This window comes from Streptomyces sp. NPDC088400, assembly GCF_044753355.1.
In the GTDB taxonomy this organism is placed as follows: domain Bacteria; phylum Actinomycetota; class Actinomycetes; order Streptomycetales; family Streptomycetaceae; genus Streptomyces.
Map to the genome: position 1 here is coordinate 107,276 of NZ_JBIVMZ010000017.1, position 19,146 is coordinate 126,421.

Consider the following 19,146-nt stretch of genomic DNA (forward strand, 5'->3'; position numbering starts at 1 on the left):
TTATGCACGGTCGTTCAGTATGCGGCCGAGGTCGTCGGCCAGGGAGCCGGACGGGGTCAGGCCCCGCGCGCGGAACCAGGCGTCGACCAGGTGCTCCAGCCGCTCGGCGGTCAGGACCCCGTCGTCGGGGTCGGGCAGGCCATCGGAGTCGGGCAGGCCATCGGGGCTCAGCGCCGCCAGGACGTCCAGGACATCGGAACCGGGCAGACCATCGGGGCTCAGTGCCGCCAGGACGTCCAGAACATCCTCAAGGGCGTCCCGGTGAGCCGCCAGCCACGCGTCCACCTCCGGGTCGGCCGGCTCCCCGCCGGTCGGCCGGCCCTCCGTCTCCAGAGCGTGCTCATCGGGGAACTTGCCGTCGACGGCCACATGCTCCCGCAGCTCCGCCTCGGTCAGCGGGGCGATGCGCCAGTAACGGCCCCAGTTGTCGGTGTAGTCGAGGTCCGGTGACTCCGGAGTGCCGCGCTCCCGCAGCTCGTCGAAGACCAGCTGGGAGCCCCGCATGATCTCGTCCAGGGAGTGATGCTCCGCCTGCACCATCTCGGCGATCAGCGCGAGGCGCACCAGGCCCAGGTCGACGTCCAGGCCCCATACGTCCCGCATCTTCACGACCTGCGCCAACAGCCGGTGGGCCGAGCCGGACGTGCCGGCCCGGACCAGGCTGCCGTCCATTTCGCCGTCGGACTGCGGGAAGCTGTCCATCGCGATCTCGAAGCGGTTCATCCCCGGGATCCACGGGACGGACTCGTCCGGCATCAGGGCCCGCTCGGCCTCGCTCAGCGGCGGCGACAGGTCCTCGGGACGCACCTGCGCCCGCAGCGTCCGCTCGGCGTCGGCCATCAGCGCCTGCTCCTCGGGCGTTCTGTCCGACCGCGCGCTCAGCTCCTGGTAGGCCGTCATCACATCCGACGGCGGCCTCGACGCCCGGTACTCGGCGGTGATCACCTCAGGGGTCCACTCAGGGCTGCCCAACAGATCCGAGATCAGTCCTCCATGCCTGTCCGGCGACTGGGCACCGATCCACAGCATGCCCATCCGCTCCCGCAGATTGCCCGACTCCACCACCGCTTGGAGCCGCTCCCGGCCGGTGCCCACCGCCCCGTCGACGGCGGGGTCGTCCGAGCCCAGTTCCGACCAGCGGCCCGCCTCCACGGCCCGCTTCCACAGCTCGCGTACCACCACGCCGAGCTGGGCGTTGGCCGCTTCGTCACCGCCGAGATACCGGGCCAGCCGCTGCTCGAAGCGCTCCGCCTCCTCCATGTAGCGGATGCGGCCCCGGACCCAGCCCGGTGCCTGCCGCGTCGCCAGCCGTCGCCGTACGGGCACCGGTGCGGAGGACAGGGCGTCCGCCACCCGGCGCAGCCGCGCCTCGCTCCCGGTGGTGGTGTCGCCCGGCCCGTCCGGAAGCCCGGCGAGGTGGCGGTCCCCGTCCTGGACCAGGAGGGCGGGGGGTACGTTCCCGGTGCGGTCACCGTGGACGGTGGGGTCACCGTGGAACGTCATCTCGCCGTCCTGGCCCGCCACGGCCACCCGCACCCCGAGCCCGCGAGCCGTCGTCGCCACGAGCGGCCCCATCGGTACTTCCGCGCTCTCGTCCCCGTAGGAGGGATCGGTTATCAGCACCCGGAGACGCTGGGCCGGGCTCAGGGAGAACAGCGAGGCCGGGAGCCGATCGCCGAGGAGCATTCCCTCCGTGCGCCGGGAGATGTCGAGGGGTTCACCGACCTTGTCCAGGAGCCACAACGGAAGGTTCCGGCTCCCGTCGAGCGGAGGCACCGTCACCTCGGACACGTCGTCGTCGGTGAGGGAGCGGTCCAGCCAGTCGCGGAAGTCGTCGAGGGTCTCGATGCCCGCCTCCTGGAGGGCGTCGGTCGCCACGTACCGGAGGGCGAACAGCAGGGTGTCGACGCTCCGGTCGCCCTCCCCCGGCGACTCGTGGAGGGCGAAGACGGTGCCGTCGAGCTCGGCGGCGTACGGCCCGGTGCGCCGGTAGCCGGCACGGGGCGCGGCAGCGTCCGACGGCGCCGCATCCGCGGCTGCCTCACGGCCGACGGCGGTGTCCTCCCCGGGCGGCGGTGCCGGGTCCGTGTGCGGCGGTGCCGGGTCCGTGTGCGACGGTGCCGGGTCCGTGTCCTCGGCGTCGGCGAGCTCCACGATCCGCGGCGACGGGTCGTCCTCGGCGTTGTGGTAGGCCGTGTGCGGGTAGGGAGGCGCCTCCACCAGCTCGTAGTCGGCGAACAGTTCCCCGGTATTGGGGTCGGTCTCGATGTCGCGGCCGACGATGCTCATGGCCATGCCCGGCGGGTAGAGCACCTCGTCCTCTTCGATCCACGCCGAGAAGGGCGTCACCACGCGGGCGGTGGAAACTTCCACGTACCCCCGCATCGCGTGCCGGTCCTGAGCGCCGTCCATCTCCTGGATGTCGCCCCGTGTGTACCCCACCGCCGTGGACGCGTCCTCGGTGGTGCTGCGGAACCGCGGCATGTACATCGTGGTCCCGGTGACGAGCGGCGAGTCCTGCTGGATCTCGTCCAGGCGTCCCGGGAGCCAGCCGCCCCACCACACCTGTCCGTTCACCGGCGGCAGGATCTCCAGGGCCTCGACCGCCATGTCGGTGTGCAGGGCCAGATCGTCGTACACCCGGTCGGCGACGCGGTTCACCGCACGGCGTACCTCCGCGACGGCCGGTCCGGTCGCGTCCGGGCCCAGTTGCCGCAACTCGTCGATCGCGTCGCCGAGGTCCTCGTCGGAGATCAGCAGCTCCGGCAGGATCGGGTCCTCGCTCGTGGCGTCCTGTCGCGCGTACTGCCACACCTGCTGCCTGATCATCCAGCGGCCGACGGCCTCACCGAAGCGGCCGGCGGTGACATAGGTCTTGAAGAGCTTGTGGTCCTCGCCGGTGTAGAGGTACAGCGCGGTCAGGTGGCCGGGGCTCAGGGCGCGCAGGGCCGCCCGGCCCCGCTCCCCGAACCGCTCCAGCCACTTCTCGGTCACCTCGACCCGTTCCTCCTGGGACTCCATCGGGGTCCCGGTCAGCGCCGCGTTCAGCGCCTTGCCGATGTCCTCGGGAACGGCGACCTGGTACTTGGATTCGAAGCGCGTCCTGCGGTCATAGGCGTGGTGGTGCGGCAGGGAGGGACCGATACCGAAGGCGCGCCCGGCCCACTGGTGCAGCCGCGCGCCGTCGCGGGCGACCGCGGTGCGCTCCGCCTCGGCACCCAGGCCGACCAGGTGCGAGGCGCGCAGCACCTCGTGCAGGGAATGGGTGTCGGCCGGGATCGACCAGGCCAGCAGCGCCTTGCGGAAGGCCATCAGTTCGGGCCCGCTCGCCCCGATCGCCCGGTAGGCCTGCATCAGCCACAGGGCCGGGCCGACCGTCCCGCCGACGTACCGGAACCCGCGCGGGTCGTGCGCGGTCCGGTACGCGCCCCGCCGGTTCCCTTGCGGCCGGGGCGGTCGCGGCGAGCGGAGCCAGCCGGGGAGGGTGTGGAGCAGGGTGACGGGCCCCTGGCCGCCGTAGGCCGCGCGGCCGAACGCCTGCATCAGCTGGTGCACGGACGGCCCTGACTCCAGGAAACGGCGCACCGCGTCCGGCTCCCCGAGCCACCGCTCGGCCTCCGGCCCCTGGAAGAAGGCACGGTCCGCGGCGGGCACGCCGTGCCGCCGCGCCAGGACGTGGTGGAGCCGGGCGACGGCCCTCGCGACGCCCTGGGCGCTTTCGGGGTCGGCGGCCAGCTTCCGCGCCAGGGTCTGCTCGAAGTGGAGGCTGAGCTGTCGCCACTCGCGCTGCCCGTAGAGCGGGGCGAAGTGCACGGCCTCCGGCGTTCCGGCGACCTGCCATCCGGGCACCGACCAGGGTGGGCCGGCGGGCGCGGGCGGGCCCGGTTCCACGGCGGACACCGGGGGCTCGGGGAGGCTCGGGTCCGAGCCGGCCCGGGACCTCGGGGGGACGTGCAGCATGCTCGTGGGGCTGCCGTCGGCGGACTCCAGGAGGTGGATGTCGGCCGTCGGATCGCCTTCCTCGTCCCGACCGGGCGTGACCGCCGTCCGGCCGGTGTTGAGATACACGTCCAGGCCGGTGGCGTCGGCGATGCCCCGGGCCCGTTCGACGGCGCGCCGCAGACTGTCGCCCCGTGGCGCGGTGCCGGTGTTCGTGCCGGTGGCGGTGCCCGTGCCCGTGCCCGCGGCGAGGTCGCACGCGAGAACCGTGATGCTGGTGAAGCCCGCCGCGGCCAGGTCCTGGCCGAGGAGGCGCCCCACCATCTCGCTGTCGGCGCCGACGGGCATGTCGTTCTCGCGGACGACGGCGTAGCCGCTTTCCGTGCCGTGGGACGTCCAGAAGAACGTGCCGGAGTCTCCCGTGGCGGGCAGCGGGCGCCGCCGGGCCACACGTTCCCCGCCGGGGCCGCGACTCCACTCGGTGTAGTGCGTGGCCTTGGGCAGATGGCCGTAGAAGGGCTCGCGCAGCGCCCAGTCGCGCCGGGTGAAGGACGCCTTGCCGACCGTCCGGCCGTCCTCACGGATCTCCTGGACGGCGATCCCCTCCGCGGACGGCGCGGTCTCGTGGCCCGCCCACGGGGTGTTCCAGTAGTCGGGCTCCGGATAGACGGGGGCCGGTGCGTCGGAGGGGTCCTCTTCACCGAGGCGGGAATCGACGTCCGTGCCGAGGTCGGAGTACGCGTCGGTGTCCGACGCGCCCGCGTCGGACAGGTCGGAGTCGAGGGCACCGAGGTCGAACAGATCGTCCACCGAGTCCTCGAACTCGGCCGGGGCGTAGGGAAGCGGGTCGGCCTGCGACGTCGCGGCGAGGCTGTCCGGCATCGGGGTCGCCTCTTCGACCACCTCGCGCAGCATCGACGGCCGCTTCTCGGTGGCGACGAGCCGTCGGCTGAGGACGTTGAACCTCATACCCGGCGGATACAGCGCCTCTCCCTCCGACAGATGCTTGAGGAAGGGAACGCCGTCGCGCGCCGTCGAATCCCTGACCTCGATCAGCTTGCGGTGCGAACGCGCGGGAACCGGCTTGTCGCCCAGTGCGAACTCGGTCGCCTCCTGGACCAGGAGTGAGGTGCTGCGGAAGAACGGTACGTCGATCGTCGCGTCGCCGTACATGGGGCCGTTCACGGCCGGCGCGTCCAGGGGTCCGGGCGCTCCCCGCTCGCCCCACCAGGAGGTCCGCCCGACGGGCGGCAGGATCTCCAGCGCCTCGATGGCCATGTCGATGTGCAGCTTCAGCTCGCCGTGGAGCCGGTCGGCCATCATGTCCACGCGGCGCCGCAGCCGGGCCAGCTCCGGGCTCGGCGCATCGAGATCGGGCAGGGCGCACAGTTCTTCGTACACGTCGGTGAAGTCGGGCTGGCTGACCAGGGTGAGCGGCGCCATGTCCAGCTCCTCCTCGCGCGCCGAGTCGAGGATGTAACGCCAGGTGTGGAAGCGCACCAGGTGACGGCTGACGCCCTGGCCGAGGCGCTCGCCGTTGAGCAGCGCCTTCATCAACCGGTAGTCGTACGAGCTGTAGAGGTACAGGGCCGTCATATGGGCCGGGGTGAGTCGCCTGAGCGCCTCCATGCCACGCTCGCCGTACCGGTTCAGCCACCCGGACATGACGAGGAGCCTGCCGGTGGGCCGGGGCGGGAGTTCGCCGTCGAGCGCGGCATCGGCCATCGCGACGAGGGCGTCGGGCACGTCCATCGTCTCGGTGACCTCGGACGGGAACGTCATGCGCTGCTGGTAGATGGCCTGATGCGGTGGGGCCAGGGCGTCGAGCGCGCCGCCGTCGGTGTCGGGCGATATCAGCCCGCTCTCCAAGAAGTGGCCCACCGCCCAGGTGTGCAGCGAGGCACCGTCACGGGCGGCGGCGGCACGCTCGTCCGGGGTGCCCATTCCGATCAGGTGGGAGGCGCGCAGAACCTCGTGCAGCGACTGCAGATGGGTCGGAATCATCCAGGCGACCAGGGCGGCCCGGAACGCCGGCAGCAGGGTGGACGGCAGGTCGAGCGCGGCGGCCATCCGCAGCAGGCGCAGCGCGGGACCTCGCGCACCGCCCACCCGACGGAAACCACGGCTGTCGTACACGGCACGGTAGGCGCTGTCCGCCATGCCCCGTCCGAAGCCGTCGCCGGTCCCGTCCAGGGCCTCCTCGACCTGGCGGGGCAGCCCCTGGACGGCGTACGCGGCGTGGAGGAGGGCCCTCATCAGCCCGTCCAGCGCCTCTGACCCCGGGGGCGCGTCGAGCAGCTGTCCCAGCTCGGCGACGGGGTCCGCCGGCGTCTCGTCCGGGGCGAAGAAGGCGCGCAGGGCGGCCTCTTCCCCGTTGCGCTCGGCGAGCATGTCGAGGACCCCTCGCACCACGTCCCCGACCGCCTCGGCGAGTTCGGGGGAATCGCTCAGCACCTCGGCGAGGGAGTCCTCCCAGTCGACGCCGGCCTGTCGCCACTCACGGTCCCGGTAGAGGCTCGTGAACCGTGCCGTGTCCGGGGCCCCGGTCGGCTGCCAGGCCGACACCGCCCAGGTCGCTTCCCCGGCCGCGTCGATGGCCTCGATCTGCTCCGGGGTGGCGTCCCGCACACTGCCCGTGGCGTTGAACTGTTCAGGGGCCGGATAGCCGAACGTGACGCGCCCGCCGGTTCCCGCGCCCGGGGCCGGTACGCGGGGACCCGAGAAGCCGTCCGGATATTCCGTCACCCATCCCGTGGCCCGCCCGTCGGCGTCCTCCAGCAGCTGCGGCAGCCCGTCGGACACCGCCGAGCGTCCCACCGGCAGATGGACCGGCAGCCCCGCCCCGTTCGCCATCCGCCTGGCCCGCGCCCGGGCCTCCGCCTCGCTTCGCGGGACATCGCCGGGTCCGCACGCGAGCACCGTCACACTGCGGAAGCCACGGCCCCGTGCCGCCCGCAGCAACCGCCCCGCGTACGAGCCGTCGTCCCGCCGCACGCCACCGTCCTCGGTGACCAGCGCGAGCCCCTCGGGACCGCCGTGCGACGCGAAGAAGAACGTACCGTCGGCCGTGCCGCCACCCGGCAGCTCCCGCTCTGTCGCGACCGGCCGGTCCTCGCCGTCCCGCTCCCACGACACGAAGCCCGTCGCACTGCCCAGCCGGGCGTACTGCTCCCGCCGCACCGCCCAGTCCGCGTCGTCGAACGACGCCACACCGATGAGCTCGCCGTCCTCCCCGTGAACGGGCCGCACCACCGGCGCGGGGCGCGGCCCGTCCTCGGCGGCAGCGGTCGACGAACCGATGCCGAACAGATCGTCCGTGGAGCCGAGTTCCGCGATCGGCCGAGCGGTACGGGACGCGTCGTGACGCGGCGTCGCCTCCGTGACATCGATGGACTCGTACGACTCCTCCCGCCGGTCGTTCGGAACGACCGCCCGGGTGGAGATGTCGAAGGAGGCACCCGGCGGATACAGGGCCTCCGTCTCCAGCGGCAGGACCGCGAACGGGTTGACCTCCCGCGCCGTCGAGCCCGCCACGTGCACCAGCCCGCGATGCGAGTCGCCGGGCATGCCCTTGCTCCGGTACATGAAGCCGAGCGCTTCTTCTCGCGAGCGCGCCGTGCTGCGGAAGAACGGCATCGTGATGCCGTCCCGGCCGTACACCGGTCCGTCCGCCGGCGGCGCGCCCAGCGGCCCCGGCATCCCGCGGTCGCCCCACCAGACGTCCTCGTTCAGCGGGGGCAGGATCTCCAGCGCCTCGATCGCCATGTCGACGTGCAGCGAGAGCTGTTCGTACAGCGAGTCGGCCATCGCGTCCAGGCGGCGGCGCAGGCGGGCCACCTCGGGGGTCGGTTCCTGGAGGTCGTCCACCTCCCACATCGCGTCGAACAGTGCGGCGAAACCGGGCTGTCGGCGGAGCGTCATCGGAAGGAGGTCCGCGGCGCCGACCTCGGCCATCTGCCGGGTCATCGTCCAGGTGTTGAGGCGCACCAGGCGACGCCCCATCCCGGCGCCGAACCGCTCGCCGTTGAGGAACGCCTTCATCAGCCGGTAGTCGGCACCGCTGTAGAGGTGGACGGCCGTCAGGTGGGCCGGGTCCAGCCGCTCCAGGGCCTGCCTGCCCACGTCGCCGTAGCGGTTCAGCCACGTGTGGAGCGCCCGGGCGCGGTCCGTGTCGGACGGCAGGTTCCCGGCGAGCGCGGCGTCGACCAGGTCCACGAGGCCGCCGGGGAGATCCAGCCTGCTGCGGGTGATGTTCCGGCCGAACGTCATCCGCTCGGCGTACAGCGCGCGATGCGGCGGGACGAGCCGCTCCGAAGAGGGGTCGTCCGGGTCGGTCCGGTGAGCGCCGGACGTCGTGACCGAGTCCGCCACCCAGGTGTGGAGCCCGGCACCGTCGCGCAGCGCGAGATCGCGTTCCTCGGCGGTTCCCACCCCGAGCAGGTAGGAGGCGCGCAGGATCTCGTGCAGCGACTGCAGATCCGCCGGGACCGCCCAGGCGATGAGCGCGTCGCGGAACGCGAGCAGTTGGCCGGGCGACGCGTCGAGCGCCGCGTAGGTCCGCAGCAGCCGCGGCGCGGGACCGTCCTCCCCGCCCACGCGGCGGAAACCACGGCTGTCGTGGACTTCGCGGTACGCGCTGCCCGGCGCGTACCGCGCACGGCGGCCGACCGGACGGGACAGCGCCTCGGCGTGCTCGTGCGGCAGCCCGGGACCCGCGTACGACGCGTATGTGAGCGCGGTCATCAGCTCGTCCAGCGCGAGCGGCCCGGGAGGCAGGGTACGCAGCCGCTCCAGCGCGGCGGCGGGATCGGCCGGAACCGCGTCCGGGGCGAAGAAGGCACGCCGGGCCGCGAACTCGCCGTGGCGCGCGGCGAGTTCCCGGTACATACGGGACACCATGTCGCGGGCGGACTCGGTGAGCCCGTCGGACCGGCCCAGGTGCCCGGCGAACGCGAACTCCAGGGCCACACCGCGACGACGCCACTCACGGTCCCGGTACAGGCTCTCGAACCGCGCCCTGTCCGGCGATCCGGCGGGGCGCCAGGATGACACCGACCAGCCCGGACCGTCGTCGGAAGCGGTCCCGGTGTCCGCCTCCGGGGTGTTCTCCGGGCCGGCCGAGGACACGGGAGCGGCGTTGATCTGGACGGGCGACGGATAGGCGATACCGGATCGCTCGTCCCACTCACCGGAACCGGCGCCGTCCTCGTCGACGGTGGGGACGGTGGGAGGAACGTCGGGCGCGAAGTGGAACGTCCCGACGCCGGAGTCGTGCCGACGCGGCGGCTTCGGCCATGACGTACCCGGAGGTGCCGGAGTGCCGCCCGCGATCACCTCGGATCCGCCCGGCGTCGCACCGTACGTGAGCGCGCCGTCCGTGAGGACCGGCCCCGGCGACGGCGGCGTCGGCGCCCCCGGCTGCGGCGCCCCCGACGACGGCGGAGGCGGCGGCAGCTGAAGTCCGTTCCGCAACCACTGCCCCGGCGCCCCGGTGCTCATCTCGGGGTAGGTCTGGATGGCGAGCGGGCCCGCGAACCAAGGGGACGGCGGAACCACCAGGAGGAGATCGCTGTAACCCCAGTTGAGGTGGCCGGTGCGACGGAAGAACTCCGACAACATCTGCCGTCCCGGGGCTCCGAGACCGGATCCGAGGAAGACGAACGGAATGTTCAGGGGCGCCGTGCGCACCATCGGAGCGAGCCACAGGAGCGCCTGGAACTCCTCGTCGGGCACCCGGACACCGGTCAGCCTCGGCAGGTGCAGGACCAGGGTGCCGTCCGGTTCCGTGCCGGTCCAGATCACCTTGGGGTTGTGGGTCGCGGTCTGCCCGGGAACCTTCCACAGCGGGTCGGTCGGCGTGAGGCCCTGCGTCGACGGTGCCTGGTTCATCACCACATCCGTGTTCACGCCCTGGGGCGCCGCCTGGCCGCTCCAGTTGTAACCCTGGACAGTCCCGGCGGCGCCCCGCAGCAGGGCGGACGCTTCGAACGCACCCGTGGAGACCAGGTGGTAGGCGGCGAGCACATGCTGATCGGTGATGTCCAGGCCCGCCGCGAGCGCCTGCGCGGCCAGCATCCACAGCTCGCCGAAGCGTGCGGCATCCCACGGGGCGTGGGGCGGCATGTGGAGCACCCGGCGGCCGAGTCCCTCCAGGGCCGGCGCCGACAGTTCGCCGAGCATCCGGTAGGACCGGGCCAGCGGCCAGACAGTCCGTGCGGTGTGTTCCTTCCCCAGCGGCATGTGCCACGGGGTGCTGGTCAGGTTCCGCACCAGGGTCTCGCCCTCGCCGGCGAGCCGGGCGACGGTGGTGTTCACGGCGGGATGCCACAGACTCGTGCCGAGTTCGCCGGCCGGCTGCGCGGCCAGCCGTGTCCGGGCGGTGTCCAGGACTGCCAGATAGGCGGCCTGGTCCGGGGTGTTGCCGCCGGACACCTGGGCGTAGAAGGCCCACAGATCCATCCGGAAGGGCGTGAACCGGCCCAGCGCCGGGTCGTTGGCCCGCAGGTTCTCCAGCGCGACGATGCCCTCCAGCACCCGCTCGTACCGACCGCCCGGCACGCCACGGTCGTTCTCGATCTCGTTGCCGAAGGCCCGGCGCAACGCCCGCACCAGCCGGAGCATGGCCTCCCGCGTGTCCTGCGGCGACTCGATCAGGTGGGCGTGGAGCCTCATGTCGCGGGCCAATTGGTCCAGTTCGTGGTCCAGTGGCTCCGGGCGGTACCTCACGATGCGCCCCTGGAGACCATTGCCCGCCGTGGGCAGGACGAAGGCGTCGGCCGCTATGCCACGGACCATGAGGGACGCGTCGGCATCCCGCCTGCTGTTGTTCGCGGCATGCTGACCGAGTTCGACATCCGCCAGGGGATCGTCGACATGCGGCGGCGGCATGGTCTCCGACTGGGGCTGTGACGGGTCGCCCCCCGACGCGCTCCAGCAGCTCTCCAGTCCCAGCCGGTGGCCGGGAGGCAGCTGGCTCAGCTCGGGCAGCCCGCCGATGTAGCGTCCGCCGTCCGCGGCGGTCAGCAGCACCTTCCGGCCGTCGCGCAGGACGAGTTGGAGCCCGCCCGGCACTCCATGGGCCATGAAGACATAGACCGCACGGTCGACGGGCGCCAGCTGCTCGGTGCGGTAGTCCCGGATCCCGTCACCGGTGAACATGTAGCGCTCGATCAGCCGCTTCTCGAAGTACGAGCGAACGTTGGCGTACCGCTGCCTCAGGTTGTCGTTGAGGGACATACGGCCGAACCACTTGTGGTGGTTCGTGACCATGGGCCTGGTGTCGACGTCGCTGTCCCGGAACCTGGCGCCGTCCACCGCGGTCCACTCACGGTCGACGGACGGCGGCACGGATGCCGGCGGATCCATCCGGATCCAGTCCCCGTACAACAGGCCGGGGTCGCGGTCGATCAGCGCCAGGACGTGCTCGTGACGGGTTCCGTTGCGCTGCGGACGTCCCTCGCCGCTGGGGCCCCACACGGTCCGCCCCAGCCGGGCGGCCACGATCGTGAGGAACTCCTGGTACTGGGCACCCGCATACGGTACGGCCAGCACCACGGGCACGTTCGCGGGCAGCTTCGCCAGCTCAGGGTCCGCCGCCAGCTTCTCGGCCAGCTGACGGGCGTCGAGCACCTGGCCGTCGAAGGCACGGACCCGGCCGCCGCCGTCGCTCTCGGCCGCCACCACATAAGCGTCGTCCGGCCACGGCGCGCGCTCCTGCACACCCTTCGACACCCGCTTGAGCGGCAGGCCCGGCCGGGACTCGTAGACCCGGATCCTGCCGGTCAGCAGGCGCTCGATCTTCTCGCTCGTCAGGTTGCGTCCGCGCACCGCCCCGGAGGCGTCCCGGATCAGCGTCCCCGGCGACAGCAGCGGGTCCGGCGCCCCGGGGTCCTCGACCGTGGGAGGACCGGACGGCTCGGAGGACGCCTGACCGGTTGCCGGCGCGCCCGGCTGTCCGGCGGAGTCGCTCGGCGCGTCCAAGATGGTCTGGGCCCATTTACCCCGCTTCCCGGTGTTGTCCCTGCGGTGCGCCACGATGCGCAGCGGGCCCGACGGGTCGTCGGCCTCGACCACCTCGTGGGGCGCCGTGTACACGTATCCGAGCCGCCCGGTGTGGTTGGAGTACGCCTGCGACACCGAGTGCTGCTGTCCGGCTCCGGGACCGGACATGAGGAAGAGCGCCGGAACGCCCAGGGGGATCCGGTGGAACCGCGCCATGAGGTCGGTCAGGGCCAGGAACTCCCCCTCGGACACCGGTACGGGACCGAGCCCGGGCACGTCCAGCACCAGCCCCCCGGCCTGGTCCGTACCGGCCAGCAGCAGGATCGGCATCTCCCGCTGCTTCGCCCGCCACACCGGCTGGTACGGCTTGACGGTGGTCGTTCCGTCGGACGCGGTCGTCACCTCGTGCACACGGTCCCACTCGATGCCGTTCGGCGCCGGCCTGCCGCTCCAGTTGAGGCCCCGCAGGGACTCGCCGGCCGTGCGGGGACCGTCGCTCTTCAGCTGCCTGGACTTGTCCAGCGCGCCGCTTTCCTCAAGGTGGTACGCGGCCTGCACATCGGGGTTCGACGCGTCCGCGCCCTGGGCGATGGCCCTGGCCGTCACCCGCCACAGCGCCTGGACCTTCGACGGGTCCCACGGGGTGCCGGCGGGCAGGTGGAGCACCTTGCGGCCGAGGGCCGCCAGCTCCTGCGGCGGCAGGGCGATGCGCTGGGACGCGCCGACGCCCGCCCACAGGGCCCGCGCGACCTCCCGGGGCCCCACGGGCGCGGAGGAGCGCAGCTTCAGCAGCTTCCGTACGTGCGCGTCGCCGCCCTTCGACATCTGGTCGAGGGCGTACTCCAGGGCGGGTTCGGAGGCCGGGGTGAGCCGGGCGTCCGGCTGCGCGGCCAGCCGGTCGCGGGCGTCGTCGAGCACGGCCAGATAGTCCGTCCGGCCCGGGGCGAACCCACCGGCCCGGCGGGCGAGGAAAGTCCACAGATCCTTGCGGAAGGGCGTCAGCCGGCTCAGCTCCGGGTCGTTCGCGCGCATCCGCTCCAGCGCGCCGATCCCCTGGAGCACCCGGGCGTACTGCGCCCGATCGTCCTCGATGCCGTTGCCGAGCACCTGCCGCAGCGCCCGCACCAGCCGCAGCGTGGTCTTCCGCACGTCGGGGGACGCCTCACCCGGGCCGGTGTGCAGGCCCGCGCCCCGCGCCAGGGCGTCGAGTTCACGGGGCAGCGGCTCCGGCCGGTGGGTGACCCTTCTGGCGACCTCGCCACCGGGGCCGTCGAACACCACTCTGCTGCTGTCGAGCGCGCCGGTCTGCCGGCTGTACGTCGTCGCCTCCCGCCTGCTCTCGTTGGCGGCGTGCTGCCCGAGCGGCACGTCCTCCAGCGGATCGTCGACGAAGGGGGCCGGGGCGGACGAGGGGTGAGGGACCGACGGGTCGCCTTCCGAGGCGCCCCAGCACACCACGATGTCCAGCTTGTGGCCGGGGGGCAGTTCGAGCACCTCGCGGAGGCCGCCGATGTAGCGTCCCGCGTCCCGGCTGCTCAACCACACCGTGCGGCCGTGTACGGCGAGCCCCACCCTGCCCGGTTTGCCGTGAGCGATGAAGGTGTGGACCGCCGAGTCCGGGTGCAGCTCTTCCGATCCGGCCTCGCCGAGGCCATCGTGCAGCGGCACATAGTGCGTGAGCCGACGCATGGAGCGGAACAGACGGTAACGCTGCTCGGCGGTGCGCCGCTGGGGCTCGTCGTCCCGATGCGATTCCAGGCCGAACCGCTCATGGTTCTCGTCGACCAGCGGCATGGTGTCCACGTCGCTGTCCCGGAACTTCGTACCGTCCAGAGCCGTCCACTCACGGTCCCTGTGGGGCACCTTCACCGTGGGCGGATCGAACGGCGCCCAGACGCCGAGCGGCCGGCCGGGGCCGGGGTCGATCAGCGCGAGGACGTGCGCGTCCAGATCGGCGTCGTACCGCAGACGCCCCTCACCACTGGGAGCCCACGCCCGCCGCCCCAGCCGGGTGGCCACCGCGCGCTGCAACGCCATGTACTGGCGGCGCGCCGCGTACGGCACGGCCAGCACCACCGGCACGTCCGTCGGCAGCTTCGCCAACTCCGGGTCGCGTCCCAGCCTCTCCGCGAACTCCTCGAAGCTCAGCACCTGCCCGTCGCGGGTCCGCACACCGCCGGCGACGAGTTCGGCGCCCACCACGTATGCCTGGTCACCCCACGGCGCGTCGTCGTCCGACACCCGCTTCGGCGCCGCGCCCGGTTCGGTCGCGTACACCGGTGCCCGGTCGATCCGTACCCGGTCGATCCGCTCGCCGGTCGCATTGCGCCCGCGTACCGCCCCGGAGGCGTCCCGCATCAGCGTCTCCGGCGACAACAGCGGGTCCGCGGCCGGGGGCGCGGACCCGGCCACCGGTGCCGTGGTGACGGCGCCGGAGGAGGACGACATGACCGGCCTGGCCTTCCAGACGGTCTGGCTCCACTGCCCCAGCTTCTTGTCGCGGATGGCGGTGATGCGCAGCGGGGCGGAGGGGTCGTCCTCGATGAGGTCGAGCGGTCCGGTGTAGCCCCAGCCGTTCCGGCCGGTGCGGTCGGAGAACGCCTGCAGCCGCTTCTTTCCCTGGGCCGCGAAACCGGGCATCGGGAAGAGGACGGGGATGCCGATGCTCGCCTCGGTCACCAACGGGGCGAGGTCCAGCAGTGCCCACAACTCGTCGTCGGGTATGCGCATCGGAGGGTGCCCGGGCAGATGTATGACCAGCGTGCCCTGGTCGGTCCCGGTCCAGATCACCATGGTTTTCCCGGGCGGCTGCTTGGACTTCCACTGTGCCGGGTGAGAGCGGGTGTCGGTGCCGTTGCCGTTTTTCACCAACGCGTACGACTGGTCCAGGTCCACACCGTTCGGAGCCGGGCGACCACTCCAGTTGTAGCCGGTCGCTTCGATGCCGTCGGTGAGGATTTGATCGAAGGCGCCCAGTTCACGGAGGTGGAAGGCGGCCAGCACGTGCCGGTCGGTGATGTCCAGACCCCGCCCGTGGGCCCGTGTCGCCAGGAGCGTCAGCTCCATGACCCGGTCGTCCGCCCATGGGGTCGTGTCCGGCATGTGGAGAACGCCGCGCCCCAGGCTCTCCTGGTCCGCCGGCTGCAGCTGGAACAGGATCCGGTCGGCCGCGGCCACCGTCGCCCAGAAAGCCCGGGTGATTTCCTTCGGACCCACCGGCGTGGAATCGGGCAGGCCCAGCACGTCCTGTACGAGGCCCAGGTCGGCCGAGAACTCGTCGATGGCGTACGCCAGGGCGGTGTCCTGGACCAGCTCGCCGAGCCGGGCGTCCGGCCGCTGGACCACCTGGGCCCGGGCGGCGTCCAGGACTTGCACATAGGCGGCCTGGTCCGGGGTGTCCCCGCCGATCCGCCGCGCGAGGGACGTCCACAGGTCCATCCGGAACGGCGTGAACGCCCGCAGGGCCGGGTCGTTGGCTCGCAGGATCTCCAGCGCGCCGATGCCCTTCAGTACCCGCTCGTACCGGCCCCCCGGCACACCGCGGTCGTCCTCGATGCCGAGGCCGAACGCCTCCCGCAGCGCACGCACCAGCCGCAGCGTGGTCGCACGGGCCTCCGGCGGCACGGCACCCGGGCCACGGTGCAGCTCCGCGTCCCGCGCCAGCTGGTCGAGCTCGCCGTCCAACGGCTCCGGTCGGACGCGGTCCACGCGTCCGACCACACCGCCCGGAGTGTCCTCCACCGCGTAGTAGTCGTTGTCCAACGCCCTGACCAAGGTCGCTGCCTCGACCTCCCGTCGGCCGGCGTTGGCCGTGTGCTGCGCGAGCGACACCTCCTCCAGGGGATCCTCCACGCGAGGTACCGGGCGGCCTTCCTCCTGGCCGTGCCAAGGATCGCCGGCCGACAGGCCGTAGCAGACCTCCAGACCCATCCGGTGGCCGGCCGGCAGCTCGGCGACCTCGCGCAGCCCGCCGATGTACCGCCCGCCGTCGGCCGCGCTCAGCAACACCGTGGAGCCGTCGCGCAGGGTGAGCGCGAGTACGCCCGGGAGCCCATGGCCGTAGTACTTGTAGATCGCACGGTCATGGGTGAACGGCTCGGAGCTGACCTGCTTGTCCCCCTCGCCGGTGGCCACGTAGTGGATCAGCTGCCGCTTGTCGAAGAAGGTCCGCAGCAGCTCCTCGCGCCTCGCCATGTCGTCGTTCATCGATATGCGGCCGAACCGCTCACGGCGGTCGAAGACCAGGGGCCGGGTGGCCACATCGCTGTCGCGGAACGTCCTGCCGTCGATCGTCGTCCACTCGCGGTCCTCGAACGGCGCCGACACCGTGGGCGGGTCGAACGGCACCCAGTCGCCGTGCCAGTCGCCGGTGTCCCGGACCATCAACGTCGGTATGTGGGCGCCCAGTTCGTCGTCGTACCGCAGACGGCCGTCACCGCTCGGCGCCCACACCCGCCGCCCCAGCCGGGTGGCGACCACGCGCATCAGCTCCAGGTACTGCGACCCCGCGTACGGAATCGCCAGCACCACCGCCACGTTCCGCGGCAGCTTCGCCAGCTCCGGATCGTTGGCCAGCTTCTCCGCGAACTCCTCGTAGCTCAGCACCTGCCCGTCGGATGTCTGCACACCACTCGGGGCCAGCCGGGCCCCGTACGCGTACCCCTCGCCGCCCCACGGCGCGGGCTCGTCCGGCTTCCGTACCTCCGGCCTGCCCAGCCCGCCCAGGACCACCCGCACGCGATCGGTCCGGACCCGGTCGATCCATGACCCCGTCAGGTCGCGCCCGCGCACCGCACCGGAGCCGTCCCGCAACAGGGTGTCCGGGTGCAGGAACGGGTCGGTCGCCTGCGTGGTGGGGGCTGTGGGGCCGAAGGTGATCAGGTCTTCGGTGGTGGTGGAGGTCTCGGGGGTGACGGGCTGCCGGGCGGCCACGGTCCACGGGCCCGGGGCCTGGGTGGCCGGGTCCGGCAGGGCGAGGATGCCGAGGGGGGCGGAGGGGTCGCCGCTGGTCAGCATCATCGGGGCGCCGTAGCCGAAGGCCGGCCGTCCGGTGCGCTGGGAGAACCGCTGGACCAGCTGCGGACTCAGCGCCCCGGCACCCGTGGTCAGGAACAGCACCGGAATACCCAGGGGGACCGTGCGCAGCACCGGGGCCCGGCCCATCAGCGCCAGGAACTCGTCTTCGGACACGGGGGCGGGAGCACGGCCTGGCAGGTGCAGCACGATGTTCCCGGCCTGATCGACCTCCACCACACTCAGTACCGGCATGGGCTTGCCCGGCCCGACCCAGTCCGGCTGAACCGGCCGCATGGCGGTCCCGTTGGGGCCATGCGTCATCTGCCGCACGTTGCTCCAGTCGACCCCGGTGGGCATGGGCTTCCCGGACCAGTTCACGCCCTGGATGTTCGGTCCCTGCCGCAGCAGAGCCGCCGGGCCGAAGGCACCGCTCTCCTCCAGGTGATAAGCGGCCAGCAGATCGTGGTCGGAGACGTCCACGCCCTCCGCGATCGCCTTGGCCGTCAGCCCCCACAGCGCTTCCCGCCGCGTCCCGTCCAAGGCCCCGGTCGCGCCCAGATGCAGGACCTTACGGCCCATCGCCTCCCGCTCCGCGGGCGTCATCGAACGGAAGACCTGGGCGGCACGGGCCGTGGCCCAGAGAGTCGATGCCAGATGCCGCTGAGTGAACGCCGCGGGAGCCGGCAACGACTGCACGTAACGGGTCAGCTGCTCACCCTTGTCCGCCAACTGCTTGAGAGTGATCTGGACAACCGGCGACGGCACCGCCTCCGTCAGCTTCGCACCGGGGTCGGCCGCCACCCGGGCCGCGGCGAAGTCGAGCAGCGCCACATACCCGGCCGGATCCGGAGCCCTCCCACTGTGCTCCCGGACGAAGAAGTCCAGCATGTCCAGCCGGAACGGAGTGAACTGACTGATCGCCGGATCGTTCGCCCGCATCCGCTCCAGCGCGCCGATGCCCTTCAGCACCCGCTCGTACCGGCCACCCGGCACACCACGGTGATCCTCGATCTCATGGCCGAACACCGACCGCAGAGCACGCACCAGCCGCAGCGTGGTCGCCCGCGCGTCCACACCGGCAATGGCGTCCACGCCCGCGTCCCGGGCCAGTTGGTCCAGCTCATGATCCAGCGGCTCAGGACGGCGCCGGACCCGGCGCCCGCGCTCGCCGTCCGCGGAGGTGAGAGCCGACCGGTCGACGTCGCCCAGGCCGGTCTGCCTGGTGGCCCCTTCCGTTTCCCGCCGGCTGAGGTTGGCCACGTGCTGGTCGAGCGGAACGTCTTCCAGCGGATCGTCGACATGGGGCGCCGGGCTGTACGTGGGCTGCTGCTGCCGCGGGTCGCCGTCCGACTCACTCCAGCAGACCTCCAGATGCAGCCGGTGCCCCGGCGGCAGCTCCCGCACCTCACGCAGCCCGGCGATGTACGCGGCGGCATCCCGCTTGTCCAGCCACACCGTCCGGCCGTTGCGGAGGGGGAGTTCCATCCGGCCGGGCAGCCCATGGCTCGCGTAGACGTAGACCGCCGGATCCGGGGAGACCTGCTCCGAGCCGGCCTCCTGATAACTCGCACCGGCGGGCATCCAGTGCACGATCCGACGCATCTGACGGAAAGCCCGGAAATGCCGCTCCCGCCGGCGCAGCCTGTCCCCTTGCAGAACAGCCAACCGGCCGAACCGCTCGTGGTTCTCATCCACCAGCGGCCGGGTGGACACATCGCTGTCGCGGAACGTCGTACCGTCCAGCGCCGTCCACTCACGATCCACGTACGACGTGCTCGCCGACGGGCGCACCGACACCCACGCACCGACCGGCACGTCCGGGTCACGGTCCATCAACGCGAGAACATGCGCGTTCCCGGAACCGTCAGGAACCAGACGCCCCCCACCGCTCGGACCCCACACCGTCCGGCCCAGCCGGTCGGCCACCGCCCGCAGCATCTCCTGGTACTGCTCCCCCGCGAACTCAATGGCCAGCACGACAGGGACGTCCTTCGGCAGCTTCGCCAGCTCCGGATCGGCCGCCAGAGCAGCGGCGACCCCCTCGCCGTCCAGCACCCGGCCGTCCGGCAGGCGCACCCGCCCGTTCTCACCCTCGGCCGCCACCACATACGCACCGTCCGGCCACGGCGCCGGCTCGCTCGAAACCACCTTCGGCGCGACACCCGGCCGGATCTCGATGGTCCTCGCCCT

At 72.4% G+C, this 19,146-nt stretch carries 1 protein-coding gene (running past one end of the window); it reads right to left on the reverse strand.

What is annotated here, in order from left to right; all coding sequences use genetic code 11:
* Nucleotides 1-19,146, reverse strand: the final stretch of a protein-coding gene (locus ACIQD6_RS32245; protein ID WP_401889485.1) for a lonely Cys domain-containing protein. It continues 40,761 nt past the right edge of the window; 19,146 of the gene's 59,907 nt are visible here — the last part of the coding sequence; the start codon falls outside the window, past its right edge; its stop codon occupies nucleotides 1-3.